Source organism: Bradyrhizobium roseum (assembly GCF_030413175.1).
GTDB lineage: Bacteria > Pseudomonadota > Alphaproteobacteria > Rhizobiales > Xanthobacteraceae > Bradyrhizobium > Bradyrhizobium roseum.
Genome location: NZ_CP129212.1, coordinates 6,618,713 through 6,635,577, shown reverse-complemented (window position 1 = coordinate 6,635,577; position 16,865 = coordinate 6,618,713). Strand labels below are relative to the sequence as shown.

Genomic DNA, 16,865 nt, shown 5'->3' with positions numbered 1-16,865 from the left:
TTCGCCCCGCACTCCGCGCTGTCATCGCCCGGCTTGACCGGGCTCCCCGGTATTCCAGAGACGTCAGCGATCGGATCGAGAAGCCGCGGCGTACTGGGTCCCCCGCTTTCGCGGAGGACGACGACCATCGATGGGATTTACCCCTTCGCCCCCGCCGCCAGCGCATCGGCCACCGCCGTGCGGATATCATGCACCGAGAACGGCTTCGTTACCACGTCGTGCACGATCGCATTGAGACCGGAGGCACGTTCGCGCTGGGCGGCATAGCCCGTCATCAGAAGGATCTTCAACTTGGGGAAATCGCGCGCCGCCGCCAGCGCCAGTGCGATGCCGTCCATGACCGGCATCTGGATGTCGGTCAGCAGCAGGTCGAAGGCGCCTTTTTCGCGGGTCAGGATGTCGAGCGCTTCGGCGCCGTCCTCGGCGGTGACGGTATCGTGACCGTCCATGGCGATGGCGCGTGCCACCAGCACGCGCATCGATTCCTCGTCATCGGCAATCAGCACGCGCGGCATGCGGTCTTCTCTCTTGCCCCGGCGGAACGGGTCTGTGGTTCAGGCGTGGCCGCCCAGATCCCGCTTGTTGAAAAAGCGTACGTCAATATTACGACCTTCAGCCGGCGGCGAAGCCAGCCGCGACTTGAAATAGGCGCGCTCGCCGGGATTGAGCACCGGCTGCTCCAGCACCGCGTTCCAGGCGTAAATCTCCGCGCCCTGCGCGTCGCGCACGGAAAAACGCAGCCGCGGCAATTCGACCGGTTTTCGGCTCTCACCGACGATGGTGCCTTCGATGACCAGGACCGGCTTGCCGTCGACGGTCTCGTTGGTGATCTTGATGTTCTTGAACGCCAGCCCGCGCAGGTTCACTTCCAGCCCGACCATCTTGTAGAACGTCGCGGTCTGCGGCAGCAGCCGCACCATTTCTGCGCGCCAGATCAGCAGCGCCAGGATCAGCGCGCCCATTGCGGTGCAGGCGGTGGGCAGGCCGACGGACGGCATGAAGGGGATGCGGGGCAGCGATGGCAGCCGGAGAAGACCAGACAGCCGCTGGCGGCGGCCGGCGATCGGGATTTCCTCTTGATGGTCCGCATCCTGCCGGGCGGCCGTTGGCCAGTCGCCCTCGCTGCTGGCTTGCGAGCCTTCGCCTTCCGCCGGCATGCCGGCCGAAATCGAGGGGCTGTCGACCACAGGGGTATCCTGGCCCTCTTCCGCGCGCGCCAAAGCCTCCCATTCGTCCGCGGCGTCGTTTGCGGCCGGGGCCGCTTGCGTGGCATCTGGCAGGGCGGCCGGCATGGCTTCCGCCATTTCGATCGCGTCTTCGGGCCGCGCCAGCCAGGTTTCCTTGCAGCGCGAGCAGCGGACGGTGCGTCCGGCGGCGCCCAGGGTAGCCGGATTGATGGCGTAAGATGTTGTACAATGAGGGCAAATGATATGCATGGAGCCCGTCTCTAACGTGTCTTTGCCGGAATGCTACAATGCCGACCGTTAACGAACCGGAAACCATAACCGTCGCAAAACCGTTTTGCCCGGCTGGTTCCCAAACCGGCGCGCCACGCGCCCAAAGCCCGGATTCGGGTTCCCGTCCGGGGTTTTTGGCCGCGGCTCAAGTCGAGCGGAGCTGAGCTTGGTTCGGTTCGAAAATGTCGGTTTGCGGTACGGGCTCGGCCCGGAGATTCTGCGCGACCTTACCTTCCTGATTCCGGCGCACTCCTTCCAGTTCCTCACCGGCCCGTCGGGCGCCGGCAAGACCTCGCTGCTCCGGCTGCTGTTCCTGTCGATCAGGCCGACGCGCGGCCTCGTCAATATTTTCGGCCAGGATGTCTCGCTGCTCAGCAAGGACCAGATCGCGAACATGCGCCAGAAGATCGGCATCGTGCTGCAGGATTTTCGCCTGCTCGACCATATGACGACCTATGAGAACGTCGCGCTGCCGTTCCGTGTGATGGGCCGCGAGGAATCCAGCTATCGCCGCGAGGTGATCGACCTGTTGAAATGGGTCGGCCTCGGCGAGCGCATGGATGCGCTGCCGCCGATCCTGTCGGGCGGTGAGAAGCAGCGCGCGGCGATCGCGCGCGCGGTGATCTCGCGACCGCAATTGCTGCTGGCGGACGAGCCGACCGGCAGCGTCGATCCGACGCTCGGCCGCCGCCTGCTGCGGCTGTTCATCGAACTGAACCGGCTCGGCACCGCCGTCATCATCGCGACCCACGACATCACGCTGATGGACCAGTACGAGGCGCGGCGGATGGTGCTGCATCAGGGACGGCTGCACATCTATGAGTAGGATGGGTGACGAGCACGGGCCGCTGGTGGACCTCGGGACCGAGCGGCCGCAGGTGCCGGCGCGCGCCCGCAACATGTCGCCGATCGTGCCGCGGGCGTCGATCTCCGGCCGCGCGCTGGTGGCGGTCGTCGCCATCATGACGTTCCTCGCCTCCATCACCACCGGCACCGTGCTGCTGGTCAGCGCCTCCGCCGCGGAATGGCAGTCGGAAGTCGCCAGCGAAATCACCATGCAGGTGCGCCCGCAGGCCGGCCGCGATCTCGATCGCGACGTCAACGCCGCCGCAGAGGCGATGCGGGCACAACCCGGCATCGTCCAGGTCAAGCCTTTCAGCAAGGATGAATCGGCGAAGTTGCTGGAGCCGTGGCTGGGCAGTGGGTTGTCGATCGAGCAGCTGCCGGTGCCGCGCGTCATCGTCGCGCGGGTGCAGCCCGGCACGACGCTCGATCTCGCCGGCTTACGCAAGGCGGTGACGCAGGTGGCGCCGTCGGCCAGCGTCGACGATCATCGCGCCTGGATCGAGCGCATGCGCTCGATGACCGGGGCGACGGTATTCGCCGGCATCGGCATCCTCATCCTGGTGATCGCGGCGACCATCATCTCGGTGTCGTTTGCGACCCGCGGCGCGATGGCGGCGAACCGGCCGATCGTCGAGGTGCTGCACTTCGTCGGCGCCGGCGACCGCTACATCGCCAATCACTTTCTGCGGCACTTCCTTCGGCTCGGGCTGGAGGGCGGCGTGATCGGCGGCGGCGCCGCGATGCTGTTTTTCGGCTTCTCCGAATCGACCGCCGCCTGGTTCTCGGGCACCCCGGTCGGCGATCAGTTCGCCGCGCTGTTGGGAACGTTTTCGTTGCCGCCCTCGGGCTATCTGGCGCTCGCCGTGCAGGCCGTGGCGATCGCCGCCATCACCGCCTGGGCCTCGCGACGGACGCTGTTCGCCACGCTGGACGACATCGATTGAGCGACGGGTGGTGCCTTGCCGTGAAGCAGGTCACGGACGCCACACGGGAGTGGGACTCCACTTCGCGTGAAAAACTTCTAAAATTGAGTCGAAGCGTTTTCGAAATCGGAAAGAGGGTCGCCGGACCAACATGAGTCTACCGCACGATGACAGCACGCCGAAGACGCGGGCCGCGCGGCCGCGCGGTTGGCTGCGCGTGGCCGTCGTCGGCACCATGGCGATCCTGTTCGTCTGCGCTGCCGTGGGCTTCATCGGCTTTCTCTCGCAACTGCGCGGCGTTGAGATCAAGCCGGCGCGCAACGCCGACGGGATCGTGGTGCTGACCGGCGGCTCGTCGCGGGTGTCGGACGCGATGCAATTGCTGGCCGGCGGCTACGGCAAGCGGCTGCTGATTTCCGGCGTGCATCCGACCAATGCCGTCAGCGACATTTCGCGTTCGCTGCCCGACAACCAGTCGCTGCTCGGCTGCTGCGTCGATCTCGATCGTTCCGCTGTCAACACCCGCAGCAACGCCTCGGAGACCCGGCGCTGGGCCCGCGAGCGCGGCTTCAGGTCGCTGATCGTGGTCACGTCGAACTACCACATGCCGCGGGCGATCGTGGAACTGTCCCACGCGATGCCGGATGTGACGCTGATCCCTTTTGCGGTGGTCGGCGACCGCTGGCGTGAGGAGCCATGGTGGACCAGCGGCACGACGCTGCGCCTGCTGCTGTCGGAATACGCCAAGTATGTCGCCGTCGAGGTCCGCGTCCGGCTGGCCGACATCGGCATCGAGGTGATGCCGGAAACCTCCGACCCGACCACCCCGCCGCCGCGCCGGCCGGCGACCGCGCAGGCGAACTGAGACTGAGATTCAAAAATACGGGGGCTGTGTCCGGGCTGAGGTCGGCTTTGATCCTGTAAGTTGACATCGCTCGGGCGGATCGACCGTGCTTGCTTAAGGCCATAACCGGACCTTTCAAAGGGACTGCGCCGGCGGTCCGTCTGGATCAATCAGCGCCAAAGTGATCCAGTGGGCTTCGATAGCTGGCTTGATGAGACCTTCAACCTCTACCACCGTGTCCCACGCTGATTGGATTGACACCGCGCGCTCGGTCAATCCAATCAGACGGAATTTACCTCGGACCCGCGCTCCGGATTTAACCGGGCTGAGGAAACGAACCCGCTCGAACCCGTAGTTGACACCCATTCGTATCCGCTCGACGCCTGGCATCGCATCGAAAGCGAGCGCCGATAGGAGCGATAGTGTGAGAAATCCGTGTGCAATGGTTCCTCCAAAGGGCGTTTCGCTCTCGGCTCGTTGGCGGTCGGTGTGAATAAACTGGTGATCGTAGGTGGCATCGGCGAACGTGTCGATCATCGACTGATCGACCACCAGCCAATCCGACACGTGCTCGGGGCCGTTGAGAAGCTGACGGTACGCTGTCAATGGAATTAGCTTTCGGCGGATAGCTTCGAGTTCAGTGGCTTGCTTGATGTCTGACACCTTCGACCTCGGCAATGATGATTTGGTCTTCGAGCCCGCTTTAAGCGAGCCCGCCGCTTCGCGCCAGTGGTGAGAAAGGTTTCGGCCCAGACCGTTCTTGCGACGGCTGAGAGCCGCTCGAAATCTGGTCGGCTCCGGGTCACAAGCGGCGGTGAACGTATCGCCGCCGAATGTCGGGCTTACCGCTCATAACCGACATCAAAATGGGATCGGCGCTAATCGGCTAAGGGCCGCTCGACGGATCGGCCGAACCTGAAGCCGGCCGGTCAAGTAGTGTTAACGAAAAGTTCAGCGCCGCGCCCCCTTGGCATGCACAGGGAAAGAGCACAATTCAAGGCCAGCGAATTTGCCGTTTTCATAACGATAGTATCGAGCCAGGTAAAAATGCTTTCGGCGATCATGGTCATCGGAGCTTGCATGACGGTCCTCGCCGCAGTTTGCGCGCTGATCGCGATTGCCTTGATGTTTCTCAATCGCATCAAAATGCTTTTCAAGGCATTCCGAGATTGCGGATTAACCGTCGGTGCTGCCCGAGATGGTTTCCGCGCTTTGGTGGCTGATGCCAAGACCCGTCCGGGCAGCTACCTTTTGGGCATCGCTATCATCTGCTCGTTCGCGCTTTTTGCCGAATACATTTTGCTTGGCTTGGTTGCGCTCGGCACGCCGGCAACCCTGCTTGCCGCAATTGGCGGATGGCGCGGCTTTGAAATCGAGAAGCGCTCCGCCGGATATGAGAGTTGTCCCCTGTTCACAGAGGAAAGCTATCTTCGCGATGGCGCCAAGGCCGCCGGCTGACGGCGGCTGTCGAGGCTTCCCCCACCGGCTGGCTGTTCCGGTAATCACGCAGCGAAACGGGATCAGGCATCGGCCTTTATGAATTTCCTATATCTCCGATAGCCGCACCGTATCGCTTTCATATGCAGTAAGGCCGAACTCTCCCGTGAAATTCAAGCGGGAGCTTTGATATGACCAACGTCGAATCGAATCGGCAGCCCGGTGTCGTCGAGGTAACGGGAGCCGACCCTCTGGCGCCGCGCTGGGTGAGCTACATCGCTGTGATCGCGATGACGGCGCTCGCGACGGTCGCAGCCATTGCCGTCGACAGCAAGATCAACATCCCCAACCTGTCTCTGGTGTTCGTGATCCCGGTGATCGTCGCGGGTGTCAGTTCCGGCCTCGGCCCGTCGCTCTGTTCGGCGGTGCTTGGCGCACTGGCCTTCAATTTCTTTCTCACGGAGCCGCGCTACTCGCTGGCCGTGGACGACGCCTCGAATGTCTGGGCCATCGCGTTGCTGTTCGTGGTCGGAATCATCGTCAGCGGCGTATCGTTCACCTCATGCCGCCGGGCAGAAGACGCGGCGTTATTGCAGAAGCAGGCGACGGTCCTCGAGAATTACAGCCGGGACGTCGTCGCGGCAAAAGACGAAGCTTCGATGGCCTCGATCACTTCCCGGGCGCTCGCTTCGCTGTTTCGCGCGCCGGCCGTCGTGCTGGCGGTCAGGCAAGGCCAACTGGTATGCCTCACGCAAACGACGGGCATCGGGCCTGTAGAAGCCGAGTTCGAAGCCGCACAGTCGTCACTCGCCACGGGGGCGACCCTGCGCGGCGGCGTCTATCCCCATCCGGCGTCCCGGTTCGATTTCTGGCCGGTCCGTATCTGTGAAGGCGAGGGGGTTGTCATCGGCGTTGCGTTCGATCCGGATGAGCGGCCGCCGGCGCCGGACAGGCACGCCGGCGTGGTCGCCAGCCTGTTCGGTCTGGCGCTCGATCGTCTGCGCGAACGAAAGACCGCGCGATGATGGTTGCGACACGGGAACCAGGTCCGTGGTATAAGGTTGACCAGACGGCCATCGATTTCTGGGAGTGACAGCCTTGCGGCAACGGGCTCGCCTACGTCCTCTCGACGATACTTCACCGCCCGAACGCGCTTCCGAGAATGATCCGGGTGTGGTGGCCGCGAGCGTATACGCCCATGGGCGGCGCATCTCGGACACTTCGATTGAGGACGCGGGGGAGTGGTCCAAGAAACCAAAACATGTCGTCTGGATCGGGTTGCACGAGCCTGGCAAGGCGCTGCTTGAGCGTGTTGCCGCCCAGCTCGATCTGCATCCTCTCGCCATTGAGGATGCTTCCAAGGCACATCAGCATCCGAAGGTCGAACAGTATGGCGATGCATTGTTTGTGGTCGCGCGCACGGCGCAGATCGTGGGCAACCAGATTGCGTTCGGCGAGACCCATATTTTTGTCGGAAAAGGCTATGTCGTGTCGGTCCGGCACGGCGCGTCGACCTCGTACCAGGCTGTGCGGGCCCGTTGCGAATCCTGTCCGGCCTCGCTCTCTCAGGGCGAAGATTACATTCTCTATGCCATCCTCGACTTCATCGTCGACAATTATGGCCCCGTCATCGAATGCGTCCAGGCCGAAGTGGATGCGCTCGAAGAGGAGGTGCTGCAGAAAGCGCGTGTACCCCGCGAGTTCGATCGCCTGTACCGGCTGCGGCGCGATCTGCTGAGCCTGCGCCGCGCAATCGGGCCGGTGGTCGACGTCTGCAAACGGCTGGAGCATGCCGACCTGATCGGGCTGGACAAGGAGATGAAGCCGCTCTTTCGTGACGTTCTGGATCATGCCAAACGGGCAGAGGAAGATATCGAATCGCTGCGACAGATCCTGGCTTTCGTCTTCGAGGCCAGCATGATGGCGGGCCAGGCGCAGCAGACTGCGATAACCCGCAAGCTGGCGGCGTGGGCCGCCATACTGGCCGTTCCGACCGCGATCGCGGGAATTTACGGCATGAACTTCGAACACATGCCGGAGTTAAAATGGCAGTACGGCTACTATCTGGTGCTCGGCCTCATCATCCTCAGTTGCGGCGTACTGTACTCGCGCTTCAAGCACTATGACTGGCTCTGACAGCGCTCGATCGAGCAACATGTTTGGCGTTTGCCGGATCTAGAGCCGCGGAATCCAGCCCGGCCGGCTCAACAGATAGTCGACCATGCGCGGCGGAATGCTCAAGGCCCCCGCGATCTCTCGCTCATCCCTCGGAAGTCCGGCAAGGATCGATGCTTCGTGCTTGCTTCTGACCTTGGCAAGCCACTCCGGATCGACCACCACGGCGCGTCCCACCGCAACCAGATCGGCTCCCAGCTCGATCGCGCCCTCGGCATCGAGGCGCGTCTTGATCCCGCCGCTGGCCAGCACCGCGCTGCGGCCTGCCGCGATGCGGGCGAATGCCGTGATCGGGTTCTCCGTCGGGACATCGATCTTCGCGACCGGACCATGATAGACGCGCGCCTCTCCCTGGGGCCGGCTGTTGCGGTAGTCGTCGAGCGAGACCGAAATGTAGTCGAGATTGAGTTTCGCAAGCTCACCGCAAAGCAGTTTGCTGTCTTCAAGCGTATAGCCATCCGGCTCCGCCTCGAACGGCGTGACGCGGAACCCCGCGATCAGCTTCGGACCGAGCGCGTCGCGAACGGCCGCTGCGACCGCGAGAGGAAAGCTCATGCGCTTTGCAAGCGTGCCTCCCCACTTGTCGGTGCGGTGATTGGCCCTGGGCGAGAAGAACTGGTGAACCGCGTAGTGGTTGGCGCCGTGAACCTCGACGCCGTCGAAGCCGGCTTTGCGGGCAAGAGAAGCCGCCTGTCGAAAACTCGCAATCAAACCTTCGACCTCATCGGCCGTCATCGCCCTTGGCGTCTTCGCGCCGGGACGCAACGATGCCACGGCGGACGGCGCACGCAGGGTGTGTTCGCCGATCAGGTCGGGCCTTGCGATGCGGCCGCCGTCATAGATCTGGAGAATGGCAAGACCCCCCGCCGCGCGCATGGCTTCGGCGAGCCGTTGCAGGCTGGACAGGTGCCCGTCATGGGCTGCGCCGATGCCCTGCCAGGAGCGCCCATCTTGGGCGATGTAGGCGGCGGACGAAATCGTGGCGCCGAATCCGCTGGCGGAACGCCGCCGGACGAATGCGAGTTCGTCGTCGGCCGCCGTTCCGTCTTCATGGGAGGCATCGGTCGTCAGCGGTGCGATGACGAATCGATTTGATATCTCTTGCCCGCAGTTGAACCTGAAAGGAGACCAGACGACCATCCATCAAACCTCAACGCACAACTTGTCAAGGACCCCGGGCATCAGTGGAAGACGCGTCCGGCGTCGATCACGACGGTCTGGCCTGTCATGGTTTCGGTGCGGCACATCGCGACCACCATGTCGGCGCAGTCGTCCTTGTCGGCGGGTTTCTTCAGGAGCGAGCTCGATGCGGCGCGCTCGATCTGCTCGGACTTGAGATTGGCCGTCGCGCGGGTGCCGTCCAGCAGGCCCGGCGCCACGCAGTTGACGAGCGTCTCGGGCGCCAGCGCCACCGCCATGCAGCGCGTCAGATGAATCAGCCCCGCCTTCGACACGGCATAGGCGATGGAGGAGCCGGTCGGGCTGAGCCCTGCGACCGAAGCGATGTTGACGATGCGTCCCTGTCCCTGGGCCTTCATGACCGGGGCTACCGCCTTGGTCAGGCGCATCGGTCCCGTCAGGTTGACGGCCATGATCTTGTCCCAGACTTCAAGCGTCAGACTGTCGAGATCGTTGAACGGGATCGACTGATTGTAGGCGGCGTCATTGACCAGAATATCGAGACGGCCGAAGGCCTTTGTCACCTCGCCGATCAGCCGGTCCACGGCCGGGCCGTCGGCGATGTCGCAGGGAAAAGCCTTTGCGTTGATTTGATAACGCGACTTCAGTTCGCCGGCGACGCCCTCGGCCTGCTCGCGGCTGCGCGCGTACATCACAGCCACATGGACGCCCTCCTGCGCCAGCGCATGGCAGATACGCTGTCCCAGCCCGCCATTGCCGCCCGTCACCAGTGCTACCGCGCCCTTCAGGTCCATTGCCGCTCTCCCTCGATTCACGCGCGCCGTCAGATCGATATTTTGCGGCGCTGTGCCAAGCTTAACGGTCGCTGTTCTCGGCGGGAAGGGCCGGGCGATGCTGGTCGTGCAGCATCATGGCCAGCCGGTGCAAGGGCTGGTCGCGAAAGCCTTCTGCCTCGATCGCTTTCACCGTCGCCAGCACATAGTCGCGGTTGATGCCGGACTGGCCGTGGCCCTGCAGCACGTGGCGCAGCTGGTCGGCGAGCGAGAGCCGGCCGGCATATTGCACGTGGCCGCGGTCGACCACATAGACCAGCGCGCTGACGCGCTGGCGTGCATCGTTCTCCAGCCACACCGATCGTTTAACTTCGCGATACACCGACGTGACCTGTTCGCGTTCGCGCAAATACGCGACGGTCGCCGCGGCGTTTTTCTCCGCGACGCGGAACGCGATGCCGCGGCAGGCGCCGCCGCGGTCGAGCCCGAGCACCAGGCCCGGCTTCTCCGGCGTACCGCGATGGACAAAGGAATAGACGCAGAGCGCGCGATGTTCGCCAATCAGCCGGGCCGGAACCCGTTCGATGAAGTCGAAGCCGGGGCGCCACATCAGGGAGCCGTAGCCGAACACCCAGAGGTCGCCTGCCGGGAAATCCTTGTCATTCAGCGTAATCGCGGACATCCCCGCAGCGCTACCAGAAAGCGAAGTGAAATCAATGCCTTTTGTTGCGGGGGCAGATGCTTATATTCGACAAAATCCAAAGCCAAAGGACGCCGCATGCCTGACATGATTCCCGCGCCACGCCGGCGTCCGCTGTGGCGCCTCTTCATCCTGCCCGCCCTCGTCGTCGTCGCCGCCGTGGCATGGAGCGCGTTCTGGTTCTATGCCGCGTCCGAGGTCGGCGTCCGCGCCGATGCTTGGGCGGCGCAGGAGGCCAAGGCCGGGCGGGTCTATGCCTGCGGCAAGCGCGAGGTGGCGGGTTTCCCGTTCCGCTTCGAAGTCAGCTGCAGCGATGCCAGTGTGTCGCTGTTCTCGCAGACGGCGGATGCGAAGGCGCTGTTCACCGCGCGGCTCAGCGAAATCCTGGTGATTGCACAAATCTACCAGCCGAAATTGTTGATCGCCGAATTCAAGGCGCCGGCGACGATCTCCGATCGTGGCCAGCCGCCGTCGATGAAGGTGAATTGGACCGTGGGCCGCAGCAGCGTCAGCGGACTGCCCGATATTCCCCAGCGCGCTTCCATCGTATTCGACAATCCGTCGATCGACCGCGTCAACGGACCGGTCGCGACGCCGCTTGCGAAGGCCGGCCATCTCGAACTGCACGGCCGCATCGCCGAAGGCTCGGCGCGGGACAACCCTGTCATCGAAACCGTGCTGCAGATCGTGGCCGGCAGCGTGCAGGAATTTCACCCGCTGCTGGCTGCGCCGTTTGACATAGACGTGCAAACCCGGCTGACCGGCTTGAAGGATTTCAGGCCAAAGCCTTGGCCGGAACGCTTTCGGGAAATTCAGGCGGCGGGCGGCCATGTCGAGATCGTGCGCTCGCGTCTTCAGCAGGGCGATCTGATCTCGGTGGCCGCGGGTACGCTGAGCCTCAACGCGCAGGGCCGGATCGACGGGGAGTTGCAGATGACGGTGGCGGGAATTGAGAAGGTGATCCCGGCGCTCGGCATCGAGAAGATGCTGGAGGAGGGCGTGCCGCAGGCCACGCTGGATCGCGTGGCGCCGGGCGTCAAGACGCAGGACCTCAACAACCTTTTCGGCGCGCTCGACCGGGCGATCCCCGGGCTCGGCAAGGTCGTCAAGCAGAACGCCGGCACCGCCGCCGCCGCGGGCATCAATGCGCTCGGCAAGGAAGCCGAACTGGAGGGCAAGAAGGCCCGGGCCTTCCCGCTGCGCTTCGCCGATGGCGCAGTGTTCTTGGGGCCGGTGAAGGTGGGGCAGGTGCCGCCGCTGTTTTGAGCCTATCCTGCGGTTCTGGAAAAACTCAGTGAATCCATCGCGTTAGCTACTGTGCATGAGGTTGTTTTCGATGTTTTGTGTTGCGGCCGGCGATCTCGGCATCGGATCGCTGCGGCCGCCGCTTGATCGGGCAACGCGCCGCGCCCCGTGAGGCGTCATGCACGGCGATGCGTCACCGCATGAAGATGCGGACCTGGCTCGCAGCTACTTCTTCGCCAGCGGCGGATGCGGCCGGCCGAAATCGGGCGCGGCCGAATCCTGGCCGATCTCGACGATGCCGCGGCGGATGGCGCGGGTGCGGGAGAAGTGCTCGAACAGCGCCTCGCCGTCATTGCGGCGGATCGCGCGGGTGAGTTTTGAGAGATCCTCGTTGAAGGTGCCGAGCATTTCCAGCACGGCCTCCTTGTTGTTGAGGAACACGTCGCGCCACATCGTGGGATCGGAGGCCGCGATGCGGGTGAAGTCGCGAAAGCCGCCGGCGGAAAACTTGATCACTTCCGACGACGTCACCTGCGCCAGTTCGTCCGCTGTGCCGACGATGGTGTAGGCGATCAGATGCGGCAGATGGCTGGTGATCGCCAGCACCAAATCGTGGTGATCGGGCGTCATGGTCTCGACCCTGGCGCCCATGCCGGCCCAGAACGCACGCAGCGCTTCGATCGCCATCGGATCGGTGCCGTCGGGCGGCGTGAGAATGCACCAGCGGCCGATGAAGAGTTCAGCGAAGCCGGAATCGGGACCGGAATGCTCGGTGCCGGCGACCGGATGGGCCGGGACGAAATGAACGCCATCAGGCAGATGCGGCGCCATCTCGCGGACGATCGCGCCCTTGACCGAGCCGACGTCGGAGACGATCGCGTCTCGCTTGAGATGCGGCGCGATCTCCTGCGCGACCGGCCCGCAGGCGCCGACCGGGATGCAGAGGATCACGAGATCGGCGTCCTCTACGGCTTCCGCGTTGGTCGCAAGCACCTGGTCGACGATGCCGAGTTCGACGACACGCGCACGGGTCTTCTCCGAGCGGGCGGTGGTGACGATTTCACTGGCGAGCCCCTGCGCCCGCGCAGCGCGCGCGATCGAGCCGCCGATCAGGCCGAAGCCGATCAGCGCGACGCGCCGGAAGATCGGCGTCGTACTCATTTGGCCGCCATGAAGTCGCGCAAGGCTTCGACGACGAGGCGGTTGGCCTCCTCGGTGCCGATCGTCATGCGCAGCGAATGGGGCAGGCCGTAATTGTTCAGCGCGCGCAGCACCAGCCCGCGTTTGGTGAGGAATGCATCCGCTTCCGCGGAGGTCTTGCCCTTTTCGGGAAAGTGGATCAGCACGAAGTTCGCCACGCTCGGCGTCACCTTCAGCCCGAGTTTGGTGATCTCTTCGGTCAGCCAGTTGCGCCACTCTTCGGTGAACGCCTTCGACATCTGGATATGCGCGGTGTCCTCGATCGCCGCCACCGCCGCCAGCATCGCCGGCGTCGAAACGTTGAACGGCCCGCGAATCCGGTTGACCGCGTCGACGATATTGGCGGGGCCGAACATCCAGCCAATGCGCAACGCCGCCAGCCCGTGGATCTTGGAGAAGGTGTGCGTCATCACGGTGTTTTCCGTGGTCGCCACCAGTTCCAGCCCGAGCTCGTAATCGTTGCGCGACACGTAATCGGAATAGGCGGCGTCGAGCACCAGCAGGACATGCGCCGGCAGGCCCGCGCGCAGCCGCTTGACCTCGTCGAACGGCACGTAGGTGCCGGTCGGGTTGTTCGGGTTGGCCAGCCACACCAGTTTGGTACGCGGCGTCACCCGCGCGAGGATGGCGTCGATGTCGGCGGTGAAGTTGGTTTCGGGTGCGACGACGTTCTTGGCGCCGTTCGCCATCGTGGCGATCGGGTACACCAGAAAGCCGTGCGCGGTGGAGATCGCCTCGTCGCCCTGCTTCAGATAGGTGTGCGCCAAGAGGTTGAGGATTTCATCCGAGCCGGCGCCGCAGATGATGCGGTTGGGATCGAGCCCATAGGCGCGGCCGATCGCTTCGCGCAGCACCCTTGAGGTTCCTTCCGGATAGTCTTCGAGATGCGCCGCCGCCTGCAGGTAGACATCCTTGGCCTTCGGCGACGGCCCGAACGGGGTCTCGTTGGCCGACAGTTTGAACACCTTGCGGCCCGGCTCCGGCACCGGCGTCTTGCCGGGTGTGTAGGGCGCAATATCGAGGATGCCGGGATTCGGCACGGGGCGGTTCATCTTCAACTCCGGAATGTCGGGGGTGGCCGTTAGGACTTTGCCGACCCGTTCGGGGGCACCGTATAGCGCGTTGCGTGGCCGCCGACGAGGGCCGACGAGCGTACCGAGGCGCCGGCCTGGATCAGAGCCAGCTTGATCTTCTCGAAGCCGGTACCGGCATCCGACACCAGCAGCGCCGCGCCGTCGAAAGCGGTATCGGGGACCGCGACGATTTCGGCGAGCGGTGCAACCGCGCGGGCGATGTCGGCGTTCCAGCCCGACACTCGCACGCTCCAGGTCTGCACTTCCGTCACCATGGCGTCGTCGGCCACGCGCGAGATCACGAACACGGGGAGCGCGGCCGGATGATCGGCGCGTTCAAGGAACGGCAGGCGCGCGATGATCTTCGGCGCGCCGTCCGCTTCCAGCGCAAGCCACCACGGTGTACGGCTGGAGATCGCCGAGACCAGCGCCAGATCGCCCTTCGATTTCGCCGCGGCCTCCACGGCAGCCTGCGCGCTGAAATGGCCGACATACGGCACGACGAAGCCAAAGTGAAACCGCGCCGAATCCCGCATCGCGGATTCGCCGACCGAGACGTCGGCATGCACCGCGAACGGCGCCTGCACGTAAGTGAACGTCGAGATAATGACGCGCCAGATGCTCTCGATGGTGTCGAGCGGCAGGATGCCGCGATGGCGCTTGACGAGCTCGCGCATCATGCTGGCCTCGCGTGCCGGACGGAACGCGGAGCCCACTTCCTGGGTCTGCTTCACCCGGATCAGCCGGTCGATGATGTCGCCGCGCGCCATCAGCAGGCGATGGACCTGCTCGTCGATCGCATCGATTTCCTTGCGCAGTTCCTGCAGGGAAGGCGGGGCCGGGGGGAGGTTGGACATGTTGCACTCGGCGGTCGGGATCCACATCTCTCCCCCATGGCTCGGGACGGTGCAAGCGCCTCCTCGCCATGAGGTGTCGACCGTGCCGGTTAACCACGCCCCTGCCTTGACGAAAAGCCCGCTTGAGGCTAATTTTAAGCCATTCCGTGGTCATTTGAGCCGGCCGGCTTGCAGCCACGTTAAACAACTCGCTAAACAGGCCGGGGACAGAGTTGATCCCGGCCGAACCTTTGTTCAGGCCGGGTTTTTTATGGCCTGATTCTGTCCGTGGGGCCTCCGCAAGGAGGTCGGTGCCGAAATGACCAACGTGACGTCGATATCCAGTCCGTCGATTCATAGCGAGGACCGCGCCCACGAGGCCGATCATCCGACCTCGACGGTAGCGAAGTTTGGCAACGATCAGCCGCTGAAGCTCGATTGCGGCATCGATCTCGCGCCGTTCCAGATCGCCTATCAGACCTACGGCGAACTGAACGCCGACCGCTCCAACGCGATCCTGATCTGCCACGCGTTGACGCTGGATCAGCACGTTGCCAACGTGCATCCTTTGACCGGCAAGGCCGGCTGGTGGGAAATCATGGTTGGCCCGGGCCGGCCGCTCGATACCGACAAGTATTTTATCGTCTGCTCGAACGTGATCGGCGGCTGCATGGGCTCGACCGGCCCGGCTTCGACCAATCCCGCCACCGGCAAGGCCTGGGGGCTGGATTTCCCGGTCATTACCATCCCCGACATGGTTCGTGCGCAGGCCATGCTGCTGGACCGGCTCGAGATCAAGACATTGCTGTGCGTGATCGGTGGCTCGATGGGCGGCATGCAGGTGCTGCAATGGACCGCCGCCTATCCGGAGCGCGTGTTCTCGGCGCTGCCGGTCGCCTGTTCGACGCGCCACTCGGCGCAGAACATCGCGTTTCACGAACTCGGCCGGCAGGCGGTGATGGCCGACCCGGACTGGCATCACGGCCGCTATTTCGAACTCAACACCCACCCGCATCGCGGCCTGGCGGTGGCGCGGATGGCCGGGCATATCACCTATCTCTCCGACGCCGCGCTGCATCGCAAGTTCGGCCGCCGGATGCAGGACCGCGACCTGCCGACGTTCTCGTTCGACGCGGATTTTCAGGTCGAAAGCTATCTGCGTTATCAGGGCTCATCCTTTGTCGAGCGCTTCGATGCCAACAGCTATCTCTACCTGACCCGCGCGATGGACTATTTCGATATCGCCGCCGATCATGACGGCGTGCTGGCGCAGGCGTTCCGCGGCATCAAGACCCGCTTCTGCGTGGTGTCGTTCACCTCGGACTGGCTGTTTCCGACGTCGGAATCGCGGGCGCTGGTGCATGCGCTGAACGCCTCCAGCGCGCGTGTATCTTTTGCCGAGATCGAGACCGATCGCGGCCACGACGCCTTCCTGCTCGACGTGCCGGAGTTCTTCGACATCGCCCGCGCCTTCCTGCAATCCGCGGACAAGGCGCGCGGTCTTGATACCAGTAAAGGTGGTTGAGATGGCGTTTCAGGAACAGGCCTTGCCGCTCGGTGGCATCGCGCCCGACCGCACGGGCAAGTATCGCACCGATCATCTGCTGGTCGCCGAAATGATCCCGGCCGGCTCAAAAGTGCTCGACGTCGGCTGCGGCGATGGCGAACTGCTGCAATTGCTGGAAAGCCGCGGCATCGACGGTCGCGGCATCGAGATCTCGCGCGAAGGCGTCAATCGCGGCGTCGCCAGGGGGCTGGCGGTGGTGCAGGGCGACGCCGACACTGACCTCGTCAACTATCCGGACGACGCCTTCGACTACGTGATCCTCTCGCAGACGCTCCAGGCGACGCGGCAGCCGAAGGTCGTGCTGGAAAACCTGCTGCGCATCGGCCGGCGCGCCATCGTGTCGTTTCCAAATTTCGGCTTCTGGAAGATGCGGTTGCAATTGCTGGTCGGCGGGCACATGCCGCGCACCGAAAATCTGCCGGCCACCTGGTACGACACGCCAAACATCCATTTCTGCACGATCAAGGATTTCGTGCAGCTTTGCGACGAGATCAACGTCAAGATGGAGCGTGCGGTCGCACTCGATCTCTACGGCCGTCCGGTGCCGCTGACGCTGCCATGGTGGGTGTGGAATATGTTCGGCGAGCAGGGCGTATTCCTGCTCAGCCGGGGCGGTGTGGGAAAGTAACGCGCAGGCGTCATTTCGGGG

18 protein-coding genes and 1 riboswitch are annotated in these 16,865 nt (G+C 64.1%); of the genes, 9 read left to right on the top strand and 9 right to left on the bottom strand.

All coding sequences use genetic code 11. The annotated features are described in order from the left end of the window. Positions 1-137 precede the first annotated feature (137 nt). Together QUH67_RS31410 and QUH67_RS31405 are read right to left on the bottom strand one after the other, a co-directional pair. Positions 138-515 (bottom strand): response regulator, encoded by a 378-nt coding sequence (locus QUH67_RS31410; RefSeq protein WP_300943521.1) that lies wholly within the window; start codon positions 513-515, stop codon positions 138-140. Between the two features lie 39 nt (positions 516-554). Continuing rightward, the gene (locus QUH67_RS31405) at positions 555-1,436 is read right to left on the bottom strand and encodes an MJ0042-type zinc finger domain-containing protein (protein WP_300943519.1); all 882 of its coding nucleotides are present in this window, start codon (positions 1,434-1,436) and stop codon (positions 555-557) included. A 187-nt stretch (positions 1,437-1,623) separates the two neighbouring features. On the opposite strand from QUH67_RS31405, the gene ftsE reads away from it, so the two are divergent. The 3 genes from ftsE to QUH67_RS31390 all read left to right on the top strand — a co-directional run bounded on the left by ftsE (position 1,624) and on the right by QUH67_RS31390 (position 4,091). After that, entirely contained in the window at positions 1,624-2,283 is a 660-nt protein-coding gene (ftsE, locus tag QUH67_RS31400; protein WP_300943517.1) for a cell division ATP-binding protein FtsE, read from the top strand. Then, positions 2,276-3,247 (top strand): cell division protein FtsX, encoded by a 972-nt coding sequence (locus QUH67_RS31395; RefSeq protein WP_300943515.1) that lies wholly within the window; start codon positions 2,276-2,278, stop codon positions 3,245-3,247. The genes ftsE and QUH67_RS31395 overlap by 8 nt, the downstream gene beginning before the upstream one ends. Positions 3,248-3,377: 130 nt before the next feature. Further along, positions 3,378-4,091: a YdcF family protein gene (locus QUH67_RS31390; protein WP_300943513.1), complete on the top strand. Its 714-nt coding sequence runs from the start codon at positions 3,378-3,380 to the stop codon at positions 4,089-4,091. Positions 4,092-4,205: 114 nt separating this feature from the next. Here the strand turns inward: QUH67_RS31390 and QUH67_RS31385 are convergent, their stop codons facing one another. After that, positions 4,206-4,733: a MaoC family dehydratase gene (locus QUH67_RS31385; RefSeq protein WP_407080371.1), complete on the bottom strand. Its 528-nt coding sequence runs from the start codon at positions 4,731-4,733 to the stop codon at positions 4,206-4,208. Between the two features lie 417 nt (positions 4,734-5,150). Between QUH67_RS31385 and QUH67_RS31380 the strand changes: the two genes are divergently transcribed. From QUH67_RS31380 to corA, 3 genes are all read left to right on the top strand, one after another. Beyond that, positions 5,151-5,528, top strand: a complete 378-nt coding sequence (locus tag QUH67_RS31380; protein WP_300943511.1) for a hypothetical protein — start codon at positions 5,151-5,153, stop codon at positions 5,526-5,528. Positions 5,529-5,698: 170 nt separating this feature from the next. Further along, a complete protein-coding gene (locus QUH67_RS31375; RefSeq protein WP_300943509.1) occupies positions 5,699-6,532 on the top strand; it encodes a DUF4118 domain-containing protein in 834 nt (277 codons plus the stop codon). Positions 6,533-6,605: 73 nt separating this feature from the next. Beyond that, a complete protein-coding gene (gene corA, locus QUH67_RS31370) occupies positions 6,606-7,643 on the top strand; it encodes a magnesium/cobalt transporter CorA (RefSeq protein ID WP_407080370.1) in 1,038 nt (345 codons plus the stop codon). Positions 7,644-7,682: 39 nt separating this feature from the next. Here the strand turns inward: corA and QUH67_RS31365 are convergent, their stop codons facing one another. The 3 genes from QUH67_RS31365 to QUH67_RS31355 all read right to left on the bottom strand — a co-directional run bounded on the left by QUH67_RS31365 (position 7,683) and on the right by QUH67_RS31355 (position 10,277). Beyond that, complete coding sequence (locus QUH67_RS31365) at positions 7,683-8,822, bottom strand: oxidoreductase (RefSeq protein ID WP_300943507.1); 1,140 nt, start codon at positions 8,820-8,822, stop codon at positions 7,683-7,685. A 41-nt stretch (positions 8,823-8,863) separates the two neighbouring features. Continuing rightward, on the bottom strand, positions 8,864-9,616 hold the full coding sequence (locus QUH67_RS31360; RefSeq protein WP_300943505.1) for an SDR family NAD(P)-dependent oxidoreductase: 753 nt from the start codon (positions 9,614-9,616) through the stop codon (positions 8,864-8,866). A gap of 61 nt (positions 9,617-9,677) precedes the next feature. Next, positions 9,678-10,277 carry a gamma-glutamylcyclotransferase gene (locus QUH67_RS31355; protein ID WP_300943503.1) on the bottom strand — a complete coding sequence of 200 codons (600 nt, stop codon included), beginning with the start codon at positions 10,275-10,277 and terminating at the stop codon, positions 9,678-9,680. Positions 10,278-10,373: 96 nt separating this feature from the next. Between QUH67_RS31355 and QUH67_RS31350 the strand changes: the two genes are divergently transcribed. After that, entirely contained in the window at positions 10,374-11,561 is a 1,188-nt protein-coding gene (locus tag QUH67_RS31350; RefSeq protein WP_300943501.1) for a DUF2125 domain-containing protein, read from the top strand. Between the two features lie 204 nt (positions 11,562-11,765). Here the strand turns inward: QUH67_RS31350 and QUH67_RS31345 are convergent, their stop codons facing one another. The 3 genes from QUH67_RS31345 to QUH67_RS31335 are packed head-to-tail and all read right to left on the bottom strand — an operon-like array spanning position 11,766 to position 14,670. Further along, positions 11,766-12,701 (bottom strand): prephenate/arogenate dehydrogenase family protein, encoded by a 936-nt coding sequence (locus QUH67_RS31345; protein ID WP_300943499.1) that lies wholly within the window; start codon positions 12,699-12,701, stop codon positions 11,766-11,768. Then, positions 12,698-13,792 (bottom strand): histidinol-phosphate transaminase, encoded by a 1,095-nt coding sequence (gene hisC / locus QUH67_RS31340; protein ID WP_300943497.1) that lies wholly within the window; start codon positions 13,790-13,792, stop codon positions 12,698-12,700. Before hisC ends, QUH67_RS31345 begins: the two co-directional genes overlap by 4 nt. 29 nt (positions 13,793-13,821) lie before the next feature. Further along, positions 13,822-14,670, bottom strand: a complete 849-nt coding sequence (locus QUH67_RS31335; protein WP_300943495.1) for a chorismate mutase — start codon at positions 14,668-14,670, stop codon at positions 13,822-13,824. A gap of 136 nt (positions 14,671-14,806) precedes the next feature. Continuing rightward, positions 14,807-14,886: riboswitch (SAM riboswitch) on the top strand. Between the two features lie 82 nt (positions 14,887-14,968). Between QUH67_RS31335 and metX the strand changes: the two genes are divergently transcribed. Both metX and metW read left to right on the top strand, forming a co-directional pair. Then, positions 14,969-16,174 (top strand): homoserine O-acetyltransferase MetX, encoded by a 1,206-nt coding sequence (gene metX, locus QUH67_RS31330; protein WP_300943493.1) that lies wholly within the window; start codon positions 14,969-14,971, stop codon positions 16,172-16,174. A gap of 1 nt (position 16,175) precedes the next feature. Further along, complete coding sequence (gene metW, locus QUH67_RS31325) at positions 16,176-16,844, top strand: methionine biosynthesis protein MetW (RefSeq protein WP_300943491.1); 669 nt, start codon at positions 16,176-16,178, stop codon at positions 16,842-16,844. Positions 16,845-16,865: the final 21 nt, after the last annotated feature.